General features: G+C 39.4%; 20 protein-coding genes and 1 pseudogene. 19 read left to right on the plus strand and 2 right to left on the minus strand.

The genetic code is table 11. The annotated features are described in order from the left end of the window. Window positions 1–37: 37 nt before the first annotated feature. Together IGI52_RS00245 and IGI52_RS00250 are read left to right on the plus strand one after the other, a co-directional pair. Entirely contained in the window at window positions 38–667 is a 630-nt protein-coding gene (locus IGI52_RS00245) for a TetR/AcrR family transcriptional regulator (RefSeq protein ID WP_127978715.1), read from the plus strand. Next, a complete protein-coding gene (locus tag IGI52_RS00250; protein ID WP_154059610.1) occupies window positions 664–1,032 on the plus strand; it encodes a hypothetical protein in 369 nt (122 codons plus the stop codon). Before IGI52_RS00245 ends, IGI52_RS00250 begins: the two co-directional genes overlap by 4 nt. Before the next feature lie 54 nt (window positions 1,033–1,086). Here the strand turns inward: IGI52_RS00250 and IGI52_RS00255 are convergent, their stop codons facing one another. Both IGI52_RS00255 and IGI52_RS00260 read right to left on the minus strand, forming a co-directional pair. Beyond that, window positions 1,087–2,304: an MFS transporter gene (locus IGI52_RS00255; RefSeq protein ID WP_438780081.1), complete on the minus strand. Its 1,218-nt coding sequence runs from the start codon at window positions 2,302–2,304 to the stop codon at window positions 1,087–1,089. Between the two features lie 102 nt (window positions 2,305–2,406). Then, window positions 2,407–2,934, minus strand: a complete 528-nt coding sequence (locus IGI52_RS00260) for a PadR family transcriptional regulator (RefSeq protein ID WP_438780082.1) — start codon at window positions 2,932–2,934, stop codon at window positions 2,407–2,409. A gap of 389 nt (window positions 2,935–3,323) precedes the next feature. Here IGI52_RS00260 and IGI52_RS00265 point away from each other — a divergent pair, with 389 nt between their 5' ends. The 17 genes and pseudogenes from IGI52_RS00265 to IGI52_RS00345 all read left to right on the plus strand — a co-directional run bounded on the left by IGI52_RS00265 (window position 3,324) and on the right by IGI52_RS00345 (window position 18,473). Continuing rightward, window positions 3,324–4,175 (plus strand): PRD domain-containing protein, encoded by an 852-nt coding sequence (locus IGI52_RS00265; RefSeq protein WP_127978717.1) that lies wholly within the window; start codon window positions 3,324–3,326, stop codon window positions 4,173–4,175. Then, complete coding sequence (locus IGI52_RS00270) at window positions 4,172–6,031, plus strand: beta-glucoside-specific PTS transporter subunit IIABC (protein ID WP_438780083.1); 1,860 nt, start codon at window positions 4,172–4,174, stop codon at window positions 6,029–6,031. The genes IGI52_RS00265 and IGI52_RS00270 overlap by 4 nt, the downstream gene beginning before the upstream one ends. A 13-nt stretch (window positions 6,032–6,044) precedes the next feature. After that, entirely contained in the window at window positions 6,045–7,469 is a 1,425-nt protein-coding gene (locus tag IGI52_RS00275) for a family 1 glycosylhydrolase (RefSeq protein ID WP_438780084.1), read from the plus strand. A gap of 1 nt (window position 7,470) precedes the next feature. Continuing rightward, window positions 7,471–8,250 (plus strand): histidine phosphatase family protein, encoded by a 780-nt coding sequence (locus tag IGI52_RS00280; RefSeq protein ID WP_270791195.1) that lies wholly within the window; start codon window positions 7,471–7,473, stop codon window positions 8,248–8,250. A gap of 115 nt (window positions 8,251–8,365) precedes the next feature. Then, complete coding sequence (locus IGI52_RS00285; RefSeq protein WP_438780085.1) at window positions 8,366–8,743, plus strand: hypothetical protein; 378 nt, start codon at window positions 8,366–8,368, stop codon at window positions 8,741–8,743. A gap of 129 nt (window positions 8,744–8,872) precedes the next feature. Next, window positions 8,873–10,278 (plus strand): annotated as a pseudogene (locus tag IGI52_RS00290) (IS5 family transposase). A gap of 63 nt (window positions 10,279–10,341) precedes the next feature. After that, window positions 10,342–10,638 (plus strand): hypothetical protein, encoded by a 297-nt coding sequence (locus IGI52_RS00295; RefSeq protein WP_438780086.1) that lies wholly within the window; start codon window positions 10,342–10,344, stop codon window positions 10,636–10,638. Between the two features lie 329 nt (window positions 10,639–10,967). Then, window positions 10,968–11,204 (plus strand): GlsB/YeaQ/YmgE family stress response membrane protein, encoded by a 237-nt coding sequence (locus tag IGI52_RS00300; protein ID WP_034876217.1) that lies wholly within the window; start codon window positions 10,968–10,970, stop codon window positions 11,202–11,204. Between the two features lie 124 nt (window positions 11,205–11,328). Next, window positions 11,329–12,393 (plus strand): M24 family metallopeptidase, encoded by a 1,065-nt coding sequence (locus tag IGI52_RS00305; protein WP_102872554.1) that lies wholly within the window; start codon window positions 11,329–11,331, stop codon window positions 12,391–12,393. A gap of 85 nt (window positions 12,394–12,478) precedes the next feature. Continuing rightward, on the plus strand, window positions 12,479–13,036 hold the full coding sequence (gene efp, locus IGI52_RS00310) for an elongation factor P (protein WP_016180534.1): 558 nt from the start codon (window positions 12,479–12,481) through the stop codon (window positions 13,034–13,036). A gap of 347 nt (window positions 13,037–13,383) precedes the next feature. After that, window positions 13,384–13,809: an Asp23/Gls24 family envelope stress response protein gene (locus IGI52_RS00315; RefSeq protein WP_016180535.1), complete on the plus strand. Its 426-nt coding sequence runs from the start codon at window positions 13,384–13,386 to the stop codon at window positions 13,807–13,809. After that, the gene (gene nusB / locus IGI52_RS00320) at window positions 13,802–14,260 is read left to right on the plus strand and encodes a transcription antitermination factor NusB (RefSeq protein WP_016180536.1); all 459 of its coding nucleotides are present in this window, start codon (window positions 13,802–13,804) and stop codon (window positions 14,258–14,260) included. Before IGI52_RS00315 ends, nusB begins: the two co-directional genes overlap by 8 nt. Window positions 14,261–14,319: 59 nt before the next feature. Beyond that, window positions 14,320–15,177, plus strand: coding sequence for a bifunctional methylenetetrahydrofolate dehydrogenase/methenyltetrahydrofolate cyclohydrolase (locus IGI52_RS00325; RefSeq protein ID WP_438780087.1), 858 nt, complete (start codon window positions 14,320–14,322; stop codon window positions 15,175–15,177). A 15-nt stretch (window positions 15,178–15,192) separates the two neighbouring features. Beyond that, the gene (xseA, locus tag IGI52_RS00330; RefSeq protein WP_438780088.1) at window positions 15,193–16,527 is read left to right on the plus strand and encodes an exodeoxyribonuclease VII large subunit; all 1,335 of its coding nucleotides are present in this window, start codon (window positions 15,193–15,195) and stop codon (window positions 16,525–16,527) included. Next, window positions 16,527–16,748: an exodeoxyribonuclease VII small subunit gene (locus tag IGI52_RS00335; protein WP_016180539.1), complete on the plus strand. Its 222-nt coding sequence runs from the start codon at window positions 16,527–16,529 to the stop codon at window positions 16,746–16,748. The genes xseA and IGI52_RS00335 overlap by 1 nt, the downstream gene beginning before the upstream one ends. Then, a complete protein-coding gene (locus IGI52_RS00340) occupies window positions 16,748–17,632 on the plus strand; it encodes a polyprenyl synthetase family protein (protein WP_438780089.1) in 885 nt (294 codons plus the stop codon). Before IGI52_RS00335 ends, IGI52_RS00340 begins: the two co-directional genes overlap by 1 nt. A gap of 25 nt (window positions 17,633–17,657) precedes the next feature. Then, entirely contained in the window at window positions 17,658–18,473 is an 816-nt protein-coding gene (locus tag IGI52_RS00345; protein WP_016180541.1) for a TlyA family RNA methyltransferase, read from the plus strand. Window positions 18,474–18,479 lie beyond the last annotated feature (6 nt).

Below are 18,479 nucleotides of genomic sequence, written 5' to 3' on the forward strand. Positions count from 1 at the left end.
AGTGAACAGCTGTTAACTTATTTGCGGAGGGATGACTATGCCAAGAAAAGCAGCGCGAGATACTAAAAAGCTTATTTTACAGGTGGCCTTAAAACAGTTTTCTGAAAAAGGGTTTGATGGTGTTGGGATTCGAGATATTGCAAAGGAAATTGGGATACGAGAAAGTGCAATCTATAGACATTACAGCGGAAAGCAAGCAATTTTTGACGCAATCATTTTAGACATTGAGCAGCGCTATCAAGAGGAAACTGCCGAGATTGGCGCTTCAAAAAGACTGGATGGTCTCTTAAATGCAAAGGATGTCCGTGAAGAATTGATTCAGATGAGTTTGACAATGTTTCAATTTTACTTAGAAACAGAGTATGGCTCACAATTGCGTAGAATGCTGACAATCGAACAGTATCGTAGTTCTGAAATAAGCAGTTTTTTTCGCGAACTCGTCATTAACAATGGGTTAGAGTATATAGCACAGGTGTTTTCTCAATTAATAGCAGAAAAAGTCTATTTGGATGCTGATCCTGAAGTCATGGCTTTACAATTTTATTCGCCTCTGTATTTACTGTTGACCAAATACGATAATCAGCCCGAAAAGTATGAAGAAGCATTGTCCTTTTTAGAAAAGCACATCACCCAGTTTAATAAAATCTATCTGAGGAGTGATCAATGATGAAGGGAATCGGGATACTGGCAGCGGAATGGGCTGTTACAGGAATGATCGTTTATGCAGGATTATGTGGAAGGAAACTGTTTTTTATTGAAGGCCCGAGATCAGCGGTGATTACGTTAGGTTTAATCGGATTTGCCATGTGCATGGTCATGCCGACGATTGGCAAGTTTATCAGTAATGCGCCAGCACATCCTTTAACAATTATGGGGTATATTTTTGGTGTCATGGCACTTTTTACTACGGTGGTTCAGTTATTTAACTGGCAGATTCCACTTATCCAAGATCCAAAAAATGCGCTATTTTTAATTGCTGGTTGCATCGTTATAAAATCAATTATTGGACGGTTTTCTTTTTTGCTAGTCTGATGGTAGATGAAAAGCCCGTACGTTGTAATTTTACAAGGTACGGGCTTATTTCAGTTACAGGTTCTCTTCTTCTTTAGTTTCAAAATAGCGTGAATGAACAACCACTAAAATGATACCGATGAAAACCATCGCACTTGCAAAGTAGAAGGTATAATTACCGCCGAATTTTGCACCAATTAAACCGGCGACAAAAGGGGCGAGTGAGCCGCCAAAAAAGCGGACGAAGCTGTAAGTTGATGAAGCGATGTTTCGTTTGATCCCAGGAATTTCCATCGCAATCGTTGTCATCAAGGTGTTGATTATTCCTTGGAAAAAACCAGCGACAATCAACGCAGCAGCCAATAGTGAGGGTTGGTCGGCATTGATTCCCATAAGCAGCAGGCAGACAACAAAACCGATAAAGCCGATCATCAAGGTATAGAATGTTCCTATTTTTCGTTCAAATCGAGTGGCTAAGAAAATCGAGGAAATAGCCAATAAAATTCCCCAACCAAAGAAGGTCATACCAATTTCCATTTCAGAAAAATTCGGCATTAAAAAGGGCGCATAAGCAAGTAAAGTAAAAAAGCCGAAATTATACAATAGGGCGATCAAGCCTACAGAGCGTAACTTATGATTTTTCAAGGCGTTGACACCAGCAAAAAAGGCAACTTTTTCTTTTTCTCCCTTGGATTCCTTGAACATAATCAAGATTGATAAGAATGAAATCAGCATTAAAACCGATACACCCGCAAACGGCAAGCGCCAAGAAATCGAGCCTAGCGAACCACCAACTAAAGGCCCAATCGACATACCAAGTCCCATTGCCGCTTCATACAGCATGATTGATTTTTCCGTTTGCCCAATTAGCACACTGACGATTGCAGACAAGGCAGTTGAAATGAATAAGGCGTTTCCTAAGCCCCAGCCTGCACGAAAATAAATCAATGCATCGATCGTATTGGACAAACCGGCGAACAAAGCAAATAAAATAATAATAGCTAAACCCAACATCAAGGTTTTCTTAGTACCAATCCGACTGGAAACAAAACCAGTAAACAGCATCACAATTCCGGTCACCATCATGTAACTGGTAAATAATAACGTCGTTTGCGCAGGCGTTGCTTGTAATGATTTGGCGATCGAATTCAAAATGGGATCAACCAATCCGATCCCCATGAAGGCGATCATGCAGGCAAAGGCAACGACATACGCTGCTTTACCATTTTCTTTCTCCGTAACTATACTGTCATTGTTTTCGTTTAAATTTTCCATTAAGTCACCACTTTCCATTCAACAGTTTAATCACAAAAGGATTTTATGTCAATATTTACATAAATATATTTACAATTATTTTTGCCAAAAAAAACAGACCTCAAGAGATCTGCTTTAAACTTATTCAGAAAAATAAGCGTCGATTTTTTCTTCTGCCCACTCACACCAAGACAGTTCCTCTTTGCATAGACGAATCTTCCGTTCAATAATCAATTCACGACCGAAATTTTTACGGCGTTCCTCTTTAGTTAGCTCACTCAAGCTGCTTAAAACTGTCGAATACTCTTTTAATTGTTCATTGAAGTATTGCTTTCGTTCCATAATCAAGAATTTTGATGTATCACGGTCTAATGCAGAAATGGTGAATACTTTTGCTAAGAATTCATCTTTTTGAGAGGGAGCGTGGCTTTTAGTGAAGACCCAGTTTTTTACCACTTCTTTTCCTGCCGGAGTAATATCATAGATTTTACGTTTGCCATCGGGAATATCGACAATTTCGATTAATTCCTGTTTGCGCAATTCTTTTAAGGTAGGATAAATTTGACTATGATGAGCCTCCCAAAAAAGATTCAAAAAACGTTTCAATTCATAACCAGTCAATGGCGTACGTACGAGCATCGCCAAAACAACATAGCTGATAGTGTTCATAATGTGATCCTTTCTGTTAAGGATTTTTTGGTTAGTTATTTTTTATTCATTGGTTTTCTCCGTGTTCATTGTACCATTGATTCCTATTTTTGCTAATAGTCCTATTTATTATAGGGTGTCATAAACTGTTAAATAACAAGGGGATTTAGGATAGTGGAAAGCGAACGTGAAAACATATAAAAAGGAATATTTTAAGAAAGCGTTGACATTCATATTTTTATCACTTAGAATGAGACTATAAAAATTAAGAGAAAAGACCGATCATGGCGCTGGAGTCATGATTGTGAGTATGTTACTGAAGATGATCAGGCAGAACTCAAGAAAGCATAGCTGGAGACCAAGGTCCCGCTGTATACTTTCTTGGGTTTTTTTTCTGGAAAGGAGGAAGTATGAAGATCAGCCAAATCTTAAATAATAACGTTGCATTGGTGAAACGGGGAGGAAACGAGGTCTTCGTCGTTGCAAAAGGAATTGGTTTCAAAAAGAAAAAAGGACAGCAGATCGCAGAAGAGGAAGTTGAGAAAATGTATATTCTTGATTCCTTTGATATGCTGGATCATTTCAGCTATTTATTGGCTCATTCAGATCCAAACGATATTCTTTTGGTCAGCAATATTATTTCCTATGGAGAGGAACAATTAAACATTAAGGCAAGTGATTATTTGAGTTTGGCTCTTCTTGACCACTTGGAGTTCCTATTGAAACGTGTAGAGAAACAGCAGTTTATCAAAAGTCCGCTAATATGGGATACAAAGCGTTTTTACCCAGAACATTTTAAAGTCGGACTTAAGGCGTTAAAAATGATTGAAGAACAGAAGGGTTTGCAGCTTCCTGAGGATGAAGCCGTGTCTTTATGCCTGCACTTTGTAAATATGGAAGAAAGTCGCGATAGCCGAAAAGACCATGTTTTAGAGATGCGAGCGTTAAGTGACCTAGTATCGATTGTGGAACATCATTTTAATGTGACGTTAGATGACGAATCAACGAATTATATGCGCTTCACTACTCATTTACAATACTTTGTGCAGCGAATCGTTAACGGAGAAATATTCAATGATGGATCAGAAACCTTGGAGCTTTATAAACAAGTTTGCCAATTGTATCCAGAATCGTTTAAAGCTGTCCAGAAAATGAAAATCTATGTACAATCACAATTTAATCTAGAGATTTCAATCAATGAAGAAACCTATTTAATGCTTCACATAAATCGTGTAACAGAAAGAATGGAGGATAAAAAATGAGTTATGAAAAATTAAATAAACAGCTGATCGAATTAGTCGGCGGTAAAGATAATATCAAAGCAGTCGCTCACTGTGTGACCCGCCTGCGTTTAACATTAAAGGATCGCAGTTTAGCAAAAACTGAAGAAATCAAAAATTTGGATGGTGTGATTGATGTCGTCTCCAATGAGGTTGCCTATCAGATTATCGTCGGAACACATGTTACGGATGTGTACAATGAGTTCATGCTAATGCTGGGATTGAAGCCTGACGGGGAGGAAATTGAAAAGCCAAAGGCCAAAGGAGTTCGAGGAATTGCCTCATCAATCTTAGTCATGATATCTGAAACCATGACTTCTATTATTGAAGTTTTACTTGCAGCCGGAATGATCGCAGGAATCATGGCAATCATTTCATTAACAGGATTAGTTTCTAAAGACAGTCCAACATACATGATTTTTGATACGCTGCGTGGTGGGGTTTTCCACTTCTTACCAGTCTTTATTGCAGCATCAGCAGCTAAACGAATGAAATTGAATGAGTATGTAGCAATGGCGCTGGCAGTTGGCATACTTTCTACTAATATTGATGGGGCAAAAGGTTTGGAATTGTTCGGTTATCATCTACCAACGATCGGTTACGCGAATACCTTTATTCCAATCTTGTTGGGTGTTTGGTTCTTGAGTGTCGTGACAAAATACTTGAAGAAAATCATTCCAAGTGGGTTGCAATATTTCTTAGTTCCGGCATTATCACTGGTATTAACCTTTCCAGTTATTTTAGTCGTCTTTGGCCCGATTGGAACATTGATCGGTGATGGCGTAAGTGCCTTCTTTGATGTGTTAATGAATACGATTGGCAACTGGATTGTAGTTGTCTTGTATGCGGCCTTCCAACCATTCTTGATTGTTTTAGGAGCTGCCAATTTTACTTATCCAATTGTATTGAACTTTTTGGGAACAATCGGCTACGATCCAATAATCATGCATGCGGCAACAATTTCTGATGTGGCAGTTTGTGGTGCAATGTTTGGCTACTTCTTACGTGCAAAAAAAGGTCATCAGCGCCAAATGTTCGGTACGGTCAGTTTTAGTGCTTTAATGGGTATTACTGAACCAGCTGTATTTGGGGTTTTTGTTAAATATCGTCGACCATTTTTAGCGGTTATTATTGGTGGTGGATTAGGCGGATTGATTGCAGGGTTAGCCGGTGTGAAAACAATGGGATTTGTTTGGGGATTAGCCTCATTACCGACTTATCTAGCAGGCGGAACAAGTAACTTTATTTGGATGATTATTAGTGTCGTGGTTGGCTTTGTTGGTGCTACAGCTGTGGCGTATGGTATCGGCATTCCTAAAGAAGAATCCGAAGAAGAACTTGAAGAAAAAGAATTTGTTGAAGCATTAGAGAACAACCAAGGATTGAAACAAGTTTGTATTGGAAAAATTGCTGAAGGAGATGTAGTTCCATTAAGCGAAATTAGTGATAAAGCCTTTGCCTCTGGAGCGTTAGGAAAGGGTGTTGGAATCATGCCAGTTCAAGCAGAGGAGTCGATTATTTCACCAGTTGAAGGAACTGTGACAGTTGCATTTCCAACCAAACATGCGTATGGCATTAAAACGAAAAATGGTGTTGAGTTATTGATCCATATTGGTGTTGACACAGTAAATCTAAAAGGTAAATATTTCGAAAGCTTCGTAGAAAAAGGACAGGAAGTCAAAAAAGGTGACATTTTAGCGAAATATCAAGCTGATAAAGTAAAAGAAGCCGGTTTTGATCCAGTAATCATTGTGGTGGTAACAAATTCAAATGATTATCTTGATGTGATTTCAACCAGTAATGAACAAGATGATGAATTATTAACAGTGATTCTATAAAAAGGAGAGACACATGACATTTACGAATGATTTTTTCTGGGGTGGTAGTATTGCTGCCCATCAATGTGAAGGCGCTTGGCAAGAAGATGGAAAAGGTCCAGCAATCATGGACTATGTTACGAAAGGATCAAACAAAGAACCACGAGTAATCACGGAGACAATTGATCCAACGTTAGACTATCCTTCACATCTAGGAATTGATTTTTATCATCATTACCAAGAGGATATTCAACTGTTTAAAGAAATGGGGTTCACAGCGTTACGTATCTCGATTGATTGGTCGCGGATTTTTCCTAAGGGAGATGAGCAGGAGCCTAACCAATCTGGATTGGATTTTTATGAAAAAGTGATTGACGAATTAATAGCAAATGGAATTGAGCCGATTGTAACACTTTATCATTTCGAAATGCCGATTCATTTAGTTCGCCAATATGGTTCCTGGAAAAATAGACAGGTGATTGATTTTTATCTACATTACTGTGAAACGGTCATGCGGACGTATGATTGCAAAGTGAAATATTGGGTGACTTTCAATGAGATGAATCATATTGATCCACAGTCCGAACAATCGGATATTTTCACTTATTTGATTGCGGGCTTAAAATACAGCGAGATGGAAAACCCAGTAGAAGAGTTAGCCAAAATTGGCTATAACATGACATTAGCTGCAGTGAAGGCAGTTAGACTTGGAAGAGAACTCAATCCTGAAAATAAAATCGGCTGTGTCTTCGGCTTGAATCCAATCTATTCCTATGACTGCCACCCAGATAATGTATTGAAGGCCTTTTTAGACAATGATCGGGATTATTATCAAGTCGATGCCATGTGTAATGGTAAGTTTCCTAAATACAAAATGAAACAATATCAAGCATTAGCGCTCGATTTAGGAAATCAACCAGAAGATGTTGAAGATTTTGCTAAAGGAACGATTGATTTTATTGGCTTAAATTATTACATGTCTAGTCTGTCTGAACCAAACCGTCCGGTAGAGGGCGAGTCAGCTTTATTCGGCGGTCTTCAAAATCCATATCTAGAACAATCTAAATGGGGCTGGGGAATTGATCCAACAGGTATTCGCTATGTCATGAACTATTTATACCGAAAGTACGAGTTGCCAATCCTGATTACTGAAAACGGGCTGGGGGCGATCGATCAATTAGCAGACGGAACCGTTCATGATGACTATCGTATCGAATATTTAGAAAAACACATTAAAGCAGTGAAGCAGGCAGTAGAAGAAGACTTTGTAGAATGCATGGGTTACTTGACTTGGGGACCAATTGATTTAGTCAGTGCGACAACTGGTGAAATGAGTAAACGATACGGTTTTATTTATGTTGATTTAGACAACGAAGGTCAGGGGAGTTTGCAACGGCTGAAAAAGGATTCTTTTGATTGGTATAAAAAAGTCATTAAAAATAACGGGGAGGAGCTATAAAATGAAAAAAATTTGGGGATTATTGTTTGTTTCCTTATTAGGTCTTAGTTTAGCTGGTGGTATTTCAGTACAAGCAAAAGAAAAAAATTCCGAGAAAAAAGCGGAAGTGACCATTTATCTGGTTCGTCATGGGAAAACTTTTTTCAATACAACAGGACAAGTTCAAGGATTCGCAGATTCACCTTTAACAGATAAAGGAATTGCACAAGCAAAACAAGTGGGTAAGGGATTGAAAGATACGAAGTTTGACTTAGCCTATTCCAGTGATTTAGGACGTCAAAGAAATACTGCCAAATTAATCCTGGCTGAGAACGAGAAGAAGACGCCTAAGCTCTCTGAACACGACGGATTCAAAGAATGGAATTATGGCGGTTTTGAAGGAAAAACGAACGCTGAGATGTGGACACCAATTTTTGAAGCGAACGATTTGAAGTTCGATGAGGATTGGACAGATTATGACAAGCTGGTTAATAAACTAGGTGATGAAGGGGTAGCAGATGCTATTGCTGAGAGCGATCCGTTGAAAGTCGCAGAAAGTTATAAAGATATCACTAAAAGAGGGCAAGCTGCGATGGACAAAGTAGTTGCCGATGCGAAAAAGCAAAAAGCAAAAAAAGTCTTGATCGTTTCTTCGGGGAGTATGATTCCGACATTGTTAGAAATGCTGGTTCCGGGTGAATATCAAGGAGAAGCCATCGATAATTGCAGTGTTACTACTTTGAAGTATAAAGACGGCAACTATTCAGTAGCGAAAATCAATGATACACAATATGTAGATTAATAGAAAAAACTTTCGATAGCGACTTATCGAAAGTTTTTCTATTTAAACCTCAGTCTTTCGACGGATGATTTTCTTTTAGATCTTTTATACACTTGTTTTAGAGAGGAAGATCGTCATGAAAGTTTTGTTTGTGTTTGAAGATCGGGAATATTCCAGTTTTTTTGTTTATGATTTAACGAGCGGAGTGAACAGCCTTTTACGTGTCTCACCCGAAATAAAGATTCAAAAACTGACGTTGGGAGAATTGTATACCCAAGTACCGATCGAAAAATTTCTAAGCTATTTCTCCGTGGCCTTTTCTATAGAAGTAAAAAAATACTTAATCCTAAAAAAAGCGGACAGTCTATTAGGAGTGAAGGAGGCTGGCCTTGAAGCAGATGGTAAAATGCCAGTAACTGTTTATAAAGATTTTATCGCTCTGAAAAATGGACAACAGTTTACGAAAGGTGACCACCGGATGACTCTTGATGAGATTGATGCGTATATTAGTTAATGTCTGCCGATCATTTCTAAAACCTTAACTTACCAGCAACACCCGCTGATATCTGATAAAATTAATGCAGGCCTTTTTTCAGTAATATGCTGAAAACCGTGCACTCTTACCCTTTTTGGAGGTTTTTGAATGTATAAACCGCAAATTCACACCCAACTCGCTTTTGAAGATTTTAATCAACCTATCGGTTTAAAAATGAATCCTGAAAATCGCTGGATCAAAAAAGCAGAACGGATTCCTTGGATAGAGTTGGAGAAGAGTACGCGAAAAACTTTCGAAATAAAAAAGGGAATGTCGCAAAACCGCTGCGCATGGCATTGGGCGCTTTACTCATCCAAAAAGAGTACAGCTACAGTGATGAAGAAACGGTGTTACAAATTCAAGAAAATCCATATCTTCAATTTTTTATCGGGTTACCTGGTTACCAAGATGAACGACCTTTCGATGCCACATCAATGGTCAATTTTCGTAAGCGATTAGACAAGACAACTTTGATTGAGATCAACGAGAAGATTGTCGCTTACAATGAAAAATCGAACCATGACAGCTCAAATGATAACGATGACTCATCATCTGGTACCTTGATTCTTGACGCAACCTGTTCGCCCCAGAATATCAAGTATCCTACGGATACTGAACTTTTAAATGATGCACGAACACATGCCGAAACAATCATTGACACTCTTTGTGCTGAGAACAATTGGAAGAGGCCTCGGATCTATCGTAAAGTAGCACGTAAAGTTTATTTGAACGTCGTTCGACGCAAGAAGAAAGCAAGGAAATGGTTGCGTGCCCAGCTTCGGAAACTTTTAGGATTCTTGAACCGTGATGCGAAAATTATTCGAAAGTTCCTGACCAAGGGCACTACTCTATCTGAAAAGCATCAAACATGGTGGGAAATAATCCAAAAAATCTATGACCAACAAAAGTACATGTACGATCATCGTACCCATTGCGTCTCTGATCGAATCGTCAGCTTTCACCAGCCATGGGTTCGTCCAATTGTGCGCGGAAAAGTCAAAGCTGCAACTGAATTTGGAGCGAAATATGATATGAGCATCGATGGAGGAATCGCCCGCATCGAACGAACTAGTTTTGATGCATACAATGAATCAGAAGTACTCGTTTCAGCAATCCGGCGATATTACGACCGGCATGGATATTATCCAGAACGCGTATTAGCTGATAAAATTTATCGTAATCGGCAAAACATTCAATACTGTAAAGCACGAAATATCCGACTTTCTGGACCAGCATTAGGTCGACCAAGAAAGAATGAAAATCGAGATAAATTAACCGAATATCAGGACAACACAGACCGAATTGAGGTAGAGCGTGGCTTCAGCCAATTGAAACGCTGTTTTGGCGCGGCTTTAATTACCACAAAACGTCAAGATACGACTTTATCAAGCATCGTGTTGAGTGTTATCGCAATGAATCTGTCAAAATTGACGGCAGATTTTTTACGCCAATTTTTCAGATGGATATCGAAGATATCTCTCTTAGAACTGAATAATCAATCAATCATCATTTAACCAAAATTTGTCAATTATTCAGTAGGCACTAGTTATCAGATTGATCAGGATGGTCGAATTGATGTGTTTGAACGCCAAGAGGATATCATTCGCTTGATGAAACGCAAAACAGTTCGCCCACGGCTATCTTCCATTACAAATAATTATGGGACAGTCAAAGAATACTCCGGCAGCAATCTCAATTTAAAAGATATGCTGAAAATGGGAACAGGCTATTTAGCTAAAGGGAGTGCTCGTATGAATAAGATCAACGTACCAGAAGTTGGAAGCTTTTCCTTGCTAGGTGCTTTTCCTTATCGCTTAGGTGCAGTAAATTGGGAGCAAAATAGTGTGAAGCTGCGGTCAGATCTGATTCAATAAAAAGTTATTCACAGGATTGTCAAGAAAAGCATTTTCAAAGTCTGTTTTAGCCGCTTACAAAGAGTAAAATGCTTTTATACCAACCTTTATTTGCGTTTCACAATTGAGAAACTTTCTGGAAAAAGCGCTATTTAACTCTTGACAATTGAGATGAGCATCTGAATCACTGAAACAGATATTTATATTAGCCCTTTATCAAATGAATAAAATTATCGACCGATATACTTAGAGAAAAATTTTTGTTAGTTTGCTAGTAAGATATACAGTAAGGATCAGCTACTATTAAGTGATTATATAATTTCGAATAGAACAGATGAGGAGAGATAATGATGATTTGGACATTAATTGTTGGTGCTATCATTGGCGCAATCGGTGGTAGTCTTTCTGGACGCGGTAAACAAATGGGTTGCATTTTCAATATTATTGCTGGTTTGGCTGGTTCTTATATTGGACAAGCGATATTTGGACACTGGGGACCACATTTAGCTGGGATGGCATTAGTGCCATCGATTTTAGGTGCAGTAGTTGTTGTGGCGGTTGTGTCATTCTTTACCGGACGGCGATGATAAAAGAAACAGAAGTTGAACGTGTGACTTCTGTTTTTTTGTGCATTCGTTGCTTTTTCTTTTTCTAGTCGTGTTCGTTCAGCTTTTCGAAACTCTTTGATATAATGAATGATGGGTGATAATAATGATAAAACGGATTGAGAAATTACGAGCACTGATGAAAAAAGAAATTATTGACGCGTACTTGGTAACAAGTCCAGCAAACCTTCGTTATTTGACTAATTTTACCGGAACAGCTGGATTAGCATTGATTACATTAGAAAAAGCGTTCTTTATTACTGATTTTCGTTACACTGAACAAGCGAGTGAACAGGTGCAAGGAATGACGATTATCCAACAGCAAGGTAATATTGTTGATGAGATTATCAAATTGATGGAAAGTGAAGGCATCAATGTGCTTGGCTTTGAGGATGCATCCATGACTTACGCCGAGTATTCTATTTTTGAAGAAGTGATTGACGCGGAGCTGGCTCCAGCTAGTGGTATGATTGAGAAACTGCGAGAACAAAAAGATGATGGAGAGATTGCCATTATTGAAAAGGCCTGCGCTATTGCTGATGAAGGCTTCGAGCATGTCTTGAAAATGATCCGTCCGGGCATGACTGAAATTGAAGTTGCTAATCAGTTGGATTTCTTCATGCGTTCACTTGGGGCAACGGGCACATCGTTTGATACGATTGTGGCTAGCGGCGTTCGTTCTGCTTTGCCACATGGCGTTGCCAGCGAAAAAATGATCGAACAAGGAGATTTAATCACGCTTGATTTTGGATGCGTCTATCAAGGCTATGTTTCAGATATTACACGGACATTTGCGATTGGCGATCCCGGTCAACAATTGAAGGAGATTTATCAAATCGTTTTGGAAGCACAATTAAAAGTCATTGAGGTAGCACAAGCTGGTGTGACCGGAGCACAGTTAGATGGGGTTGCTCGTGATTTCATTACTGAAGCTGGTTATGGAGAAGCCTTTGGACATTCTACAGGTCATGGGATCGGTATGGAGATTCATGAGGGGCCGAATATCAGTCGTTCAAATGATAAACCGTTGAATGTGGGGAATATTATTACTGATGAGCCAGGAATCTATTTAGCTGGGTTAGGCGGTGTTCGAATTGAGGATGACTTGGTGATTTTAGCTGAAGGAAATCGAATTTTGACGCGGTCACCAAAAGAGCTCATCATTTTATAAGTCTTATTGAGTAGTGGTAGCGTAAGTAAACAAGAAATGATAAACTAGAACCAAATCTGCAGAGATTGAATTAGGAGGAAGTATCATGATTTCAGTAAACGATTTTAAAACTGGCTTAACGATCGAGGTGGACGGCGGCATTTGGCGCGTAGTCGATTTTCAACATGTAAAGCCAGGTAAAGGTGCGGCCTTCGTTCGTTCGAAACTTAAAAATCTACGTACGGGAGCAGTTCAAGAAAAAACCTTCCGCGCTGGTGAAAAAGTAGCAAAAGCTCAAATTGATAATAAAAAAATGCAGTATCTTTATGATGACGGAGATAACTATGTCTTCATGGATATGCAAAGCTATGAACAAATCGAAATGCCAAAACAACAAGTAGCAGAAGAAATGCTTTATGTATTAGAAAATACGGAATTGACCGTCATTATGTATGGTAATGAAGTTTTAGGTGTTGATCTGCCAAATACCGTAGTATTGGAAGTTGCAGAAACAGAACCAAATATCAAAGGGGATACCTCATCAGGCGGTTCAAAGCCTGCTGTGATGGAAACTGGCCTGACCGTCAATGTACCATTCTTCGTAAATCAAGGAGACAAACTGATCATTAATACACAAGATGGCAGCTACGCTTCCAGAGCATAATGCATAATAAAGAGTAAGGATGTCAGTTCTGTTTTTCGCAGAATCAAAAGTTAGAAAAACATAACTCGCCATTCAAAAATAGAGCAAAGAATAACCCAGTATAACAGAATGATATACGGCACGAACATCAGACTTATTTTTCTGGTAAGAAAAATAATTACATTTAGCAGGAGTAAGGATGTCAGTTCTGTTTTTCGCAGAATCAAAAATTAGAAAAGCATAACTCGCCATTCAAAAATAGAGCAAAGAATAACCCAGTATAACAGAATGATATACGGTACGAACATCAGACTTATTTTTCTGGCAGGAAAAATAATTACATTTAGCAGGAGTAAGGAGAGAGTAAGATGGCAGATGAAAAGAATTTAGTTTTAGGCGAGAGCCCGGAACTTGGGGAAATTATCATTGCACCAGAAGTAATCGAAGTAATTATCGGCATCGCGGCTTCTAAAGTTGACGGAGTTTACGGCATGCGCGGCTCATTAGCTAGCAATGTGACAGAATTACTTGGTAAAGCAGCTCACGGTAAAGGTGTTTATCTCAAAAATGACGAAGACGGATTGAAAGTCGATATTTATTCTTATTTTGACTATGGCACTTCGGTACCTAAAGTGGCTATGGCCATGCAAGAGCGCGTGAAACAGCAAGTTTTATTTATGACAGATGTTGCCTTAAGTGAAGTAAATATCCACGTAGTCGGCGTTGTGGCTGAAAAACTAGAGCAACCAACTTTAGAAGAACTATTCAATGATGAAGAGGAAAATAATGAGTAAAGAATTATCACGTCACGAGATTCGAGAAAAGGCCTTGCAGGCACTGTTTCCGTTGGATTTTAATCAAGAATTAACAAAAAAAGACGCCATCAACCATGCATTAAGTATTGACCAACAAGAGATTGTCAGTGAAGATGAAGACGCATTTGTTCCAGTCTATCTTGATGAATTAGTTGGCGGAGTCGTTGAACATCAAGCAGAACTAGATAAAATTATTCAAAAACATTTACGTTCTAACTGGTCGATTCAACGAATTGCTAAAATGGATTTGATTATCTTGCGACTAGGTATTTATGAGATGTTATACAACACGCAAGTACCTAACCGAGTGGTTCTAAATGAAGCCATCGAGTTAGCCAAAACTTTCAGCGATGATCAATCAAGAAAGTTCGTTAATGGAATCTTATCTAATGTAATGAAAGAGATCGATGAAGCTGGGGCAAATAGCTAATAGAGCTATTTTTCCCAGCTTCATTTAAACTATAGAAAAGAAAGAAGCGGGGAATGAACGTGGCACAACTTATTAATGGTAAAGAATTGGCAGAAAAGCTTCAACAGGAGACAGCACAGCAAGTTGAGACATTAGCAGCAAAGGGTATCCATCCAGGGTTAGTCGTGTTATTAGTCGGAGAAAACCCCGCTAGTCAAATCTATGTTAGAAACAAAGAACGTGCAGCAAAGAAAATCGGTATACACTCTGAAGTCAAAAGATATCCAGAAACCATCACCGAAGCAGAGCTGATCAAAGAAATCAACTACTTTAACCAATCAACTGAATTCCATGGCATTTTGGTTCAATTGCCCTTACCAGAACACATTGATGAAGAGAAAGTTTTACTGGCAATCAATCCGTTAAAGGACGTCGATGGTTTCCATCCAATGAACATGGGACGTCTATTTGCTGGAATGCCTCACACAATTCCTTGCACCCCGTATGGCATCATGAAAATGTTTGAGGAATACAATATCCCATTAGCGGGTAAACAAGCAGTGGTGATCGGTCGCAGCAACATCGTGGGCAAACCAATGGCAATCTTACTTTTAGGTGCAGATGCAACAGTGACTCTGACACATTCTAAAACAGAAGACTTAGCCAAAGTTGCTAGCAAAGCAGATATTCTGGTTGTAGCAATCGGCAGAGGCCACTTTGTAACGAAAGAATTCATCAAACCAGGAGCTGTCGTTATCGATGTCGGTATGAATCGAAATGAGGATGGGAAACTGATCGGTGATGTGAAATTTGATGAGGTTGAACCGATCGCCAGCTACATTACACCTGTCCCTGGCGGTGTCGGTCCTATGACCATTACGATGCTGATGCAGCAAACCGTGGAATGCTGCGAACGCCAAGTATTAGATCACGAATAGCAAAGAGGTGTTCAAATGGCACAAGAGTATTTAACTGTCAGTGCATTAAACAAATACATCAAACGAAAATTCGACGTAGACCCCTATTTAGAGCGGGTCTATTTGACCGGAGAAATTTCCAACTTTCGCATGCGGGCAAATAGTCATCAATATTTCAGTTTAAAAGATGAGCGTTCCAAAATCAGTGCAATCATGTTCAAAGGAGCTTTTCAAAAACTGAAATTCACACCAAAGGAAGGCATGAAAGTGCTGGTAGTCGGTCGTGTGGCATTGTATGAAGCCAGCGGTAATTATCAAATATATATTGACCACATGGAGCCTGATGGTGTTGGCGCACTATACCAAGCTTTAGCAGAACTACGAGAAAAATTAAACAAAGAAGGATTGTTCTCACAGCCAAAGAAAACTTTGCCGCGTTATCCGAAACGAATTGCGGTGATCACTAGTCCAAGTGGTGCAGTCATTCGCGATATCATCACGACTGTCAAACGCCGATACCCAATTACTCAGTTGGTTCTTTTCCCAACTCTAGTACAGGGGGACAAAGCGGCGGTTGATATTGTTAAAAATATCAAAAAAGCCGAAGCAATGGATTTTGATACGATGATCATCGGTCGTGGCGGTGGTTCTATTGAAGATTTGTGGCCTTTCAATGAAGAAAGTGTGGCGCGGGCGATTGCAGCTTCGCCAATACCAATTATTTCCTCTGTAGGGCATGAGACGGACACAACGATTGCGGATTTAGTTGCTGATGTGCGTGCAGCAACGCCAACGGCAGCTGCGGAATTAGCAGTTCCTGTCTTATCAGAGGAAATTCTGCGAATTAAAGAAAAGCAGGCACGTTTAGAACAGGCCTTCTTGCATCAATTGCAACGAAAAAAAGAACGGTTTGAACGTTTGCAGCAATCATATATTTTTAGACAGCCTAACCGTTTATATGAAGCGCAAAGTATACAATTGGATCGCTTAACGCAACAATTACACCAAAACATGACTGTTTTGGTGAATCAGCGAGAACGAGAACTAATGCAATATAGTAATCGTTTGGCCCAAGCTAATCCCATCAATCGTGTCAGACAGGCTCAACAGCAAATGACCTACCTGCAAGAACGTTTACAGCAGCAAATGCAAGGCTATTTGGAAAAACAACAACGGCGAGTGCAGCAGGCTATCACTTCATTGGATTTACTAAGTCCATTGAAAACAATGGGTCGGGGATTCACCTATACGACCCAAGATGAGCAAGTCGTTCGTTCAGTAAATGATTTGCAGGAAAAAGAGATGACCGTTCATTTTGTTGATGGTACGGTTAAAGCCGCGATTTTAAAAATTGAAAAAGGAGAAGAGTAATGGAAAATACAACCTTTGAAGAATCAATTACGCAATTAGAAACCATTGTTACGCAGTTAGAGCGTGGCGATGTACCTTTAGAAGAAGCACTAGAAGCGTTTCAAAAAGGAATGGTTTTGAGTAAGCAATGTCAAGATACGTTAACAAAAGCAGAAAAAACACTGACTAAAATGATGAGTGAAGATGAAGAAGTGCCTTTTACAGGTGAGGAGGAAGCCTAATGTTGCAGCAGCTTTCTGCTGAAGAGCTACCAAAGGTTGAAAAAGAGATCGTTGACTTCATTACTACTAGCACTGTACATGAAGAGTTGAAAAAGAGCATGCTTTATTCCATCGAAGCAGGCGGAAAAAGGATTCGGCCGCTCATTGTATTAGCGACTGTTCAGGCATTTCAGAAAGAGTTAACAGCCCCTGTTTATCAAACCGCCGGAGCATTAGAGATGATTCATACCTATTCACTGATTCATGATGATTTGCCAGCGATGGATAATGATGATTTGAGACGTGGAAAACCCACCAATCATAAAGTCTTTGGTGAAGCCTTAGCGATTTTGGCTGGTGATGGACTTTTGACTGGTGCCTTTCAACTGGTTAGTGAAACTATCTTGAGTCCAACAGAGAATGTTCTGTTGATCCAGCTTTTGGCAAAAGCAGCAGGAAGCGGCGGGATGGTAGCTGGTCAAGCAGGCGACATGGCAGCCGAGAAACAACACGTAGCGCTAAATGAGTTAAAGGCGATCCATCGCGGAAAGACTGGAGCACTTTTAACTTATGCTTTCGTTGCGGGTGGCATTTTAGCCAATCAAACCGAATATGTGATTGAACTGCTTGAAAAGCTTGGGAATCACATCGGTTTGGCCTTCCAAATTCGCGATGATTTGTTAGATGTTGTCGGAACTACCAAGGAGCTAGGAAAAAAAGTAGGTCAAGATGAGAAATTAGATAAAAGTACTTATCCGGCTTTACTTGGATTGGAAGGTGCAAAAAAGGCACTGACAGATGAATTGAAGCAAGCAGAAATAGTTGTACAGCAACTAGCAAAGGCCACTGATTTTCAACCACGAATTTTCCAAGAGTTACTTGGGCTATTTGCACTTACAAAATAAAACTATAATGAAGTAGGAAATAACTATGAAAAAAGAACGTGTCGATGTGTTGGCTTTTAATCAAGGTCTTTTTGAAACTAGAGAAAAGGCCAAACGTGGCGTTATGGCTGGGTTAGTTTATGACCAGAAAAATGAACGTTTGGACAAACCAGGCGAAAAAATTTCAATTGAAACCATTCTACAAATAAAAGGTCAAAGTTTAGCGTATGTTTCTCGTGGCGGACTAAAATTAGAAAAAGCACTAAAGACTTTTGACGTTGATATGAATCAGAAAATTCTGCTGGACATTGGTTCCTCAACGGGCGGCTTCACCGATGTAGCATTACAAAATGGTGCCGCATTGAGTTATGCACTAGATGTCGGCTACAATCAGTTGGCTTGGAAATTGCGACAAGATGAACGCGTAGTGGTGATGGAACGGACAAACTTCCGTTATTCAAAATTAGCAGACTTTGAAGAAGGACAGCCCAATTTTGCGACAATTGATGTTTCCTTTATCTCCTTAAAATTAATTTTACCTCCGCTTCATGACATTTTGACTGATGATGGCGATGTCGTGGCGCTAATTAAACCTCAATTTGAGGCGGGAAAAGAATATGTCGGAAAAAAAGGGATCATTAAAGATCCAAAAACACATTTGATGGTATTAGAAGATATTACCGATTTCGCAATGACTCACGGCTTTAATGTGCAAGAATTAACGTTCTCTCCAATTACTGGAGGTGAGGGCAATATCGAATTCCTTGCCCATTTGAAAAAAGTGCCCGAAAGAGGTAGCTTAAATCCAAAAATTGATCTAACAAATATTGTCTCAGAGGCCCATCAGCAATTAGATAAGTAGTCTGGA

The sequence above is a fragment of the Enterococcus sp. DIV0187 genome (assembly GCF_051713785.1).
GTDB lineage: Bacteria > Bacillota > Bacilli > Lactobacillales > Enterococcaceae > Enterococcus_A > Enterococcus_A avium.

Bases quoted from the DNA above. Each gene is read 5' to 3' on its own strand.
- IGI52_RS00300 (WP_034876217.1), top strand. From the start codon at position 10,968: ATGATTTGGACATTAATTGTTGGTGCTATCATTGGCGCAATCGGTGGT.
- IGI52_RS00265 (WP_127978717.1), top strand. From the start codon at position 3,324: ATGAAGATCAGCCAAATCTTAAATAATAACGTTGCATTGGTGAAACGG.
- IGI52_RS00245 (WP_127978715.1), top strand. From the start codon at position 38: ATGCCAAGAAAAGCAGCGCGAGATACTAAAAAGCTTATTTTACAGGTG.
- IGI52_RS00250 (WP_154059610.1), top strand. From the start codon at position 664: ATGATGAAGGGAATCGGGATACTGGCAGCGGAATGGGCTGTTACAGGA.
- IGI52_RS00255 (WP_438780081.1), bottom strand. From the start codon at position 2,304: ATGGAAAGTGGTGACTTAATGGAAAATTTAAACGAAAACAATGACAGT.
- IGI52_RS00285 (WP_438780085.1), top strand. From the start codon at position 8,366: ATGAAAGTTTTGTTTGTGTTTGAAGATCGGGAATATTCCAGTTTTTTT.
- IGI52_RS00335 (WP_016180539.1), top strand. From the start codon at position 16,527: ATGGAAAATACAACCTTTGAAGAATCAATTACGCAATTAGAAACCATT.
- IGI52_RS00345 (WP_016180541.1), top strand. From the start codon at position 17,658: ATGAAAAAAGAACGTGTCGATGTGTTGGCTTTTAATCAAGGTCTTTTT.
- IGI52_RS00305 (WP_102872554.1), top strand. From the start codon at position 11,329: ATGATAAAACGGATTGAGAAATTACGAGCACTGATGAAAAAAGAAATT.
- IGI52_RS00280 (WP_270791195.1), top strand. From the start codon at position 7,471: ATGAAAAAAATTTGGGGATTATTGTTTGTTTCCTTATTAGGTCTTAGT.
- IGI52_RS00260 (WP_438780082.1), bottom strand. From the start codon at position 2,934: ATGAACACTATCAGCTATGTTGTTTTGGCGATGCTCGTACGTACGCCA.
- IGI52_RS00270 (WP_438780083.1), top strand. From the start codon at position 4,172: ATGAGTTATGAAAAATTAAATAAACAGCTGATCGAATTAGTCGGCGGT.
- IGI52_RS00315 (WP_016180535.1), top strand. From the start codon at position 13,384: ATGGCAGATGAAAAGAATTTAGTTTTAGGCGAGAGCCCGGAACTTGGG.
- nusB (WP_016180536.1), top strand. From the start codon at position 13,802: ATGAGTAAAGAATTATCACGTCACGAGATTCGAGAAAAGGCCTTGCAG.
- IGI52_RS00275 (WP_438780084.1), top strand. From the start codon at position 6,045: ATGACATTTACGAATGATTTTTTCTGGGGTGGTAGTATTGCTGCCCAT.
- xseA (WP_438780088.1), top strand. From the start codon at position 15,193: ATGGCACAAGAGTATTTAACTGTCAGTGCATTAAACAAATACATCAAA.
- IGI52_RS00340 (WP_438780089.1), top strand. From the start codon at position 16,748: ATGTTGCAGCAGCTTTCTGCTGAAGAGCTACCAAAGGTTGAAAAAGAG.
- efp (WP_016180534.1), top strand. From the start codon at position 12,479: ATGATTTCAGTAAACGATTTTAAAACTGGCTTAACGATCGAGGTGGAC.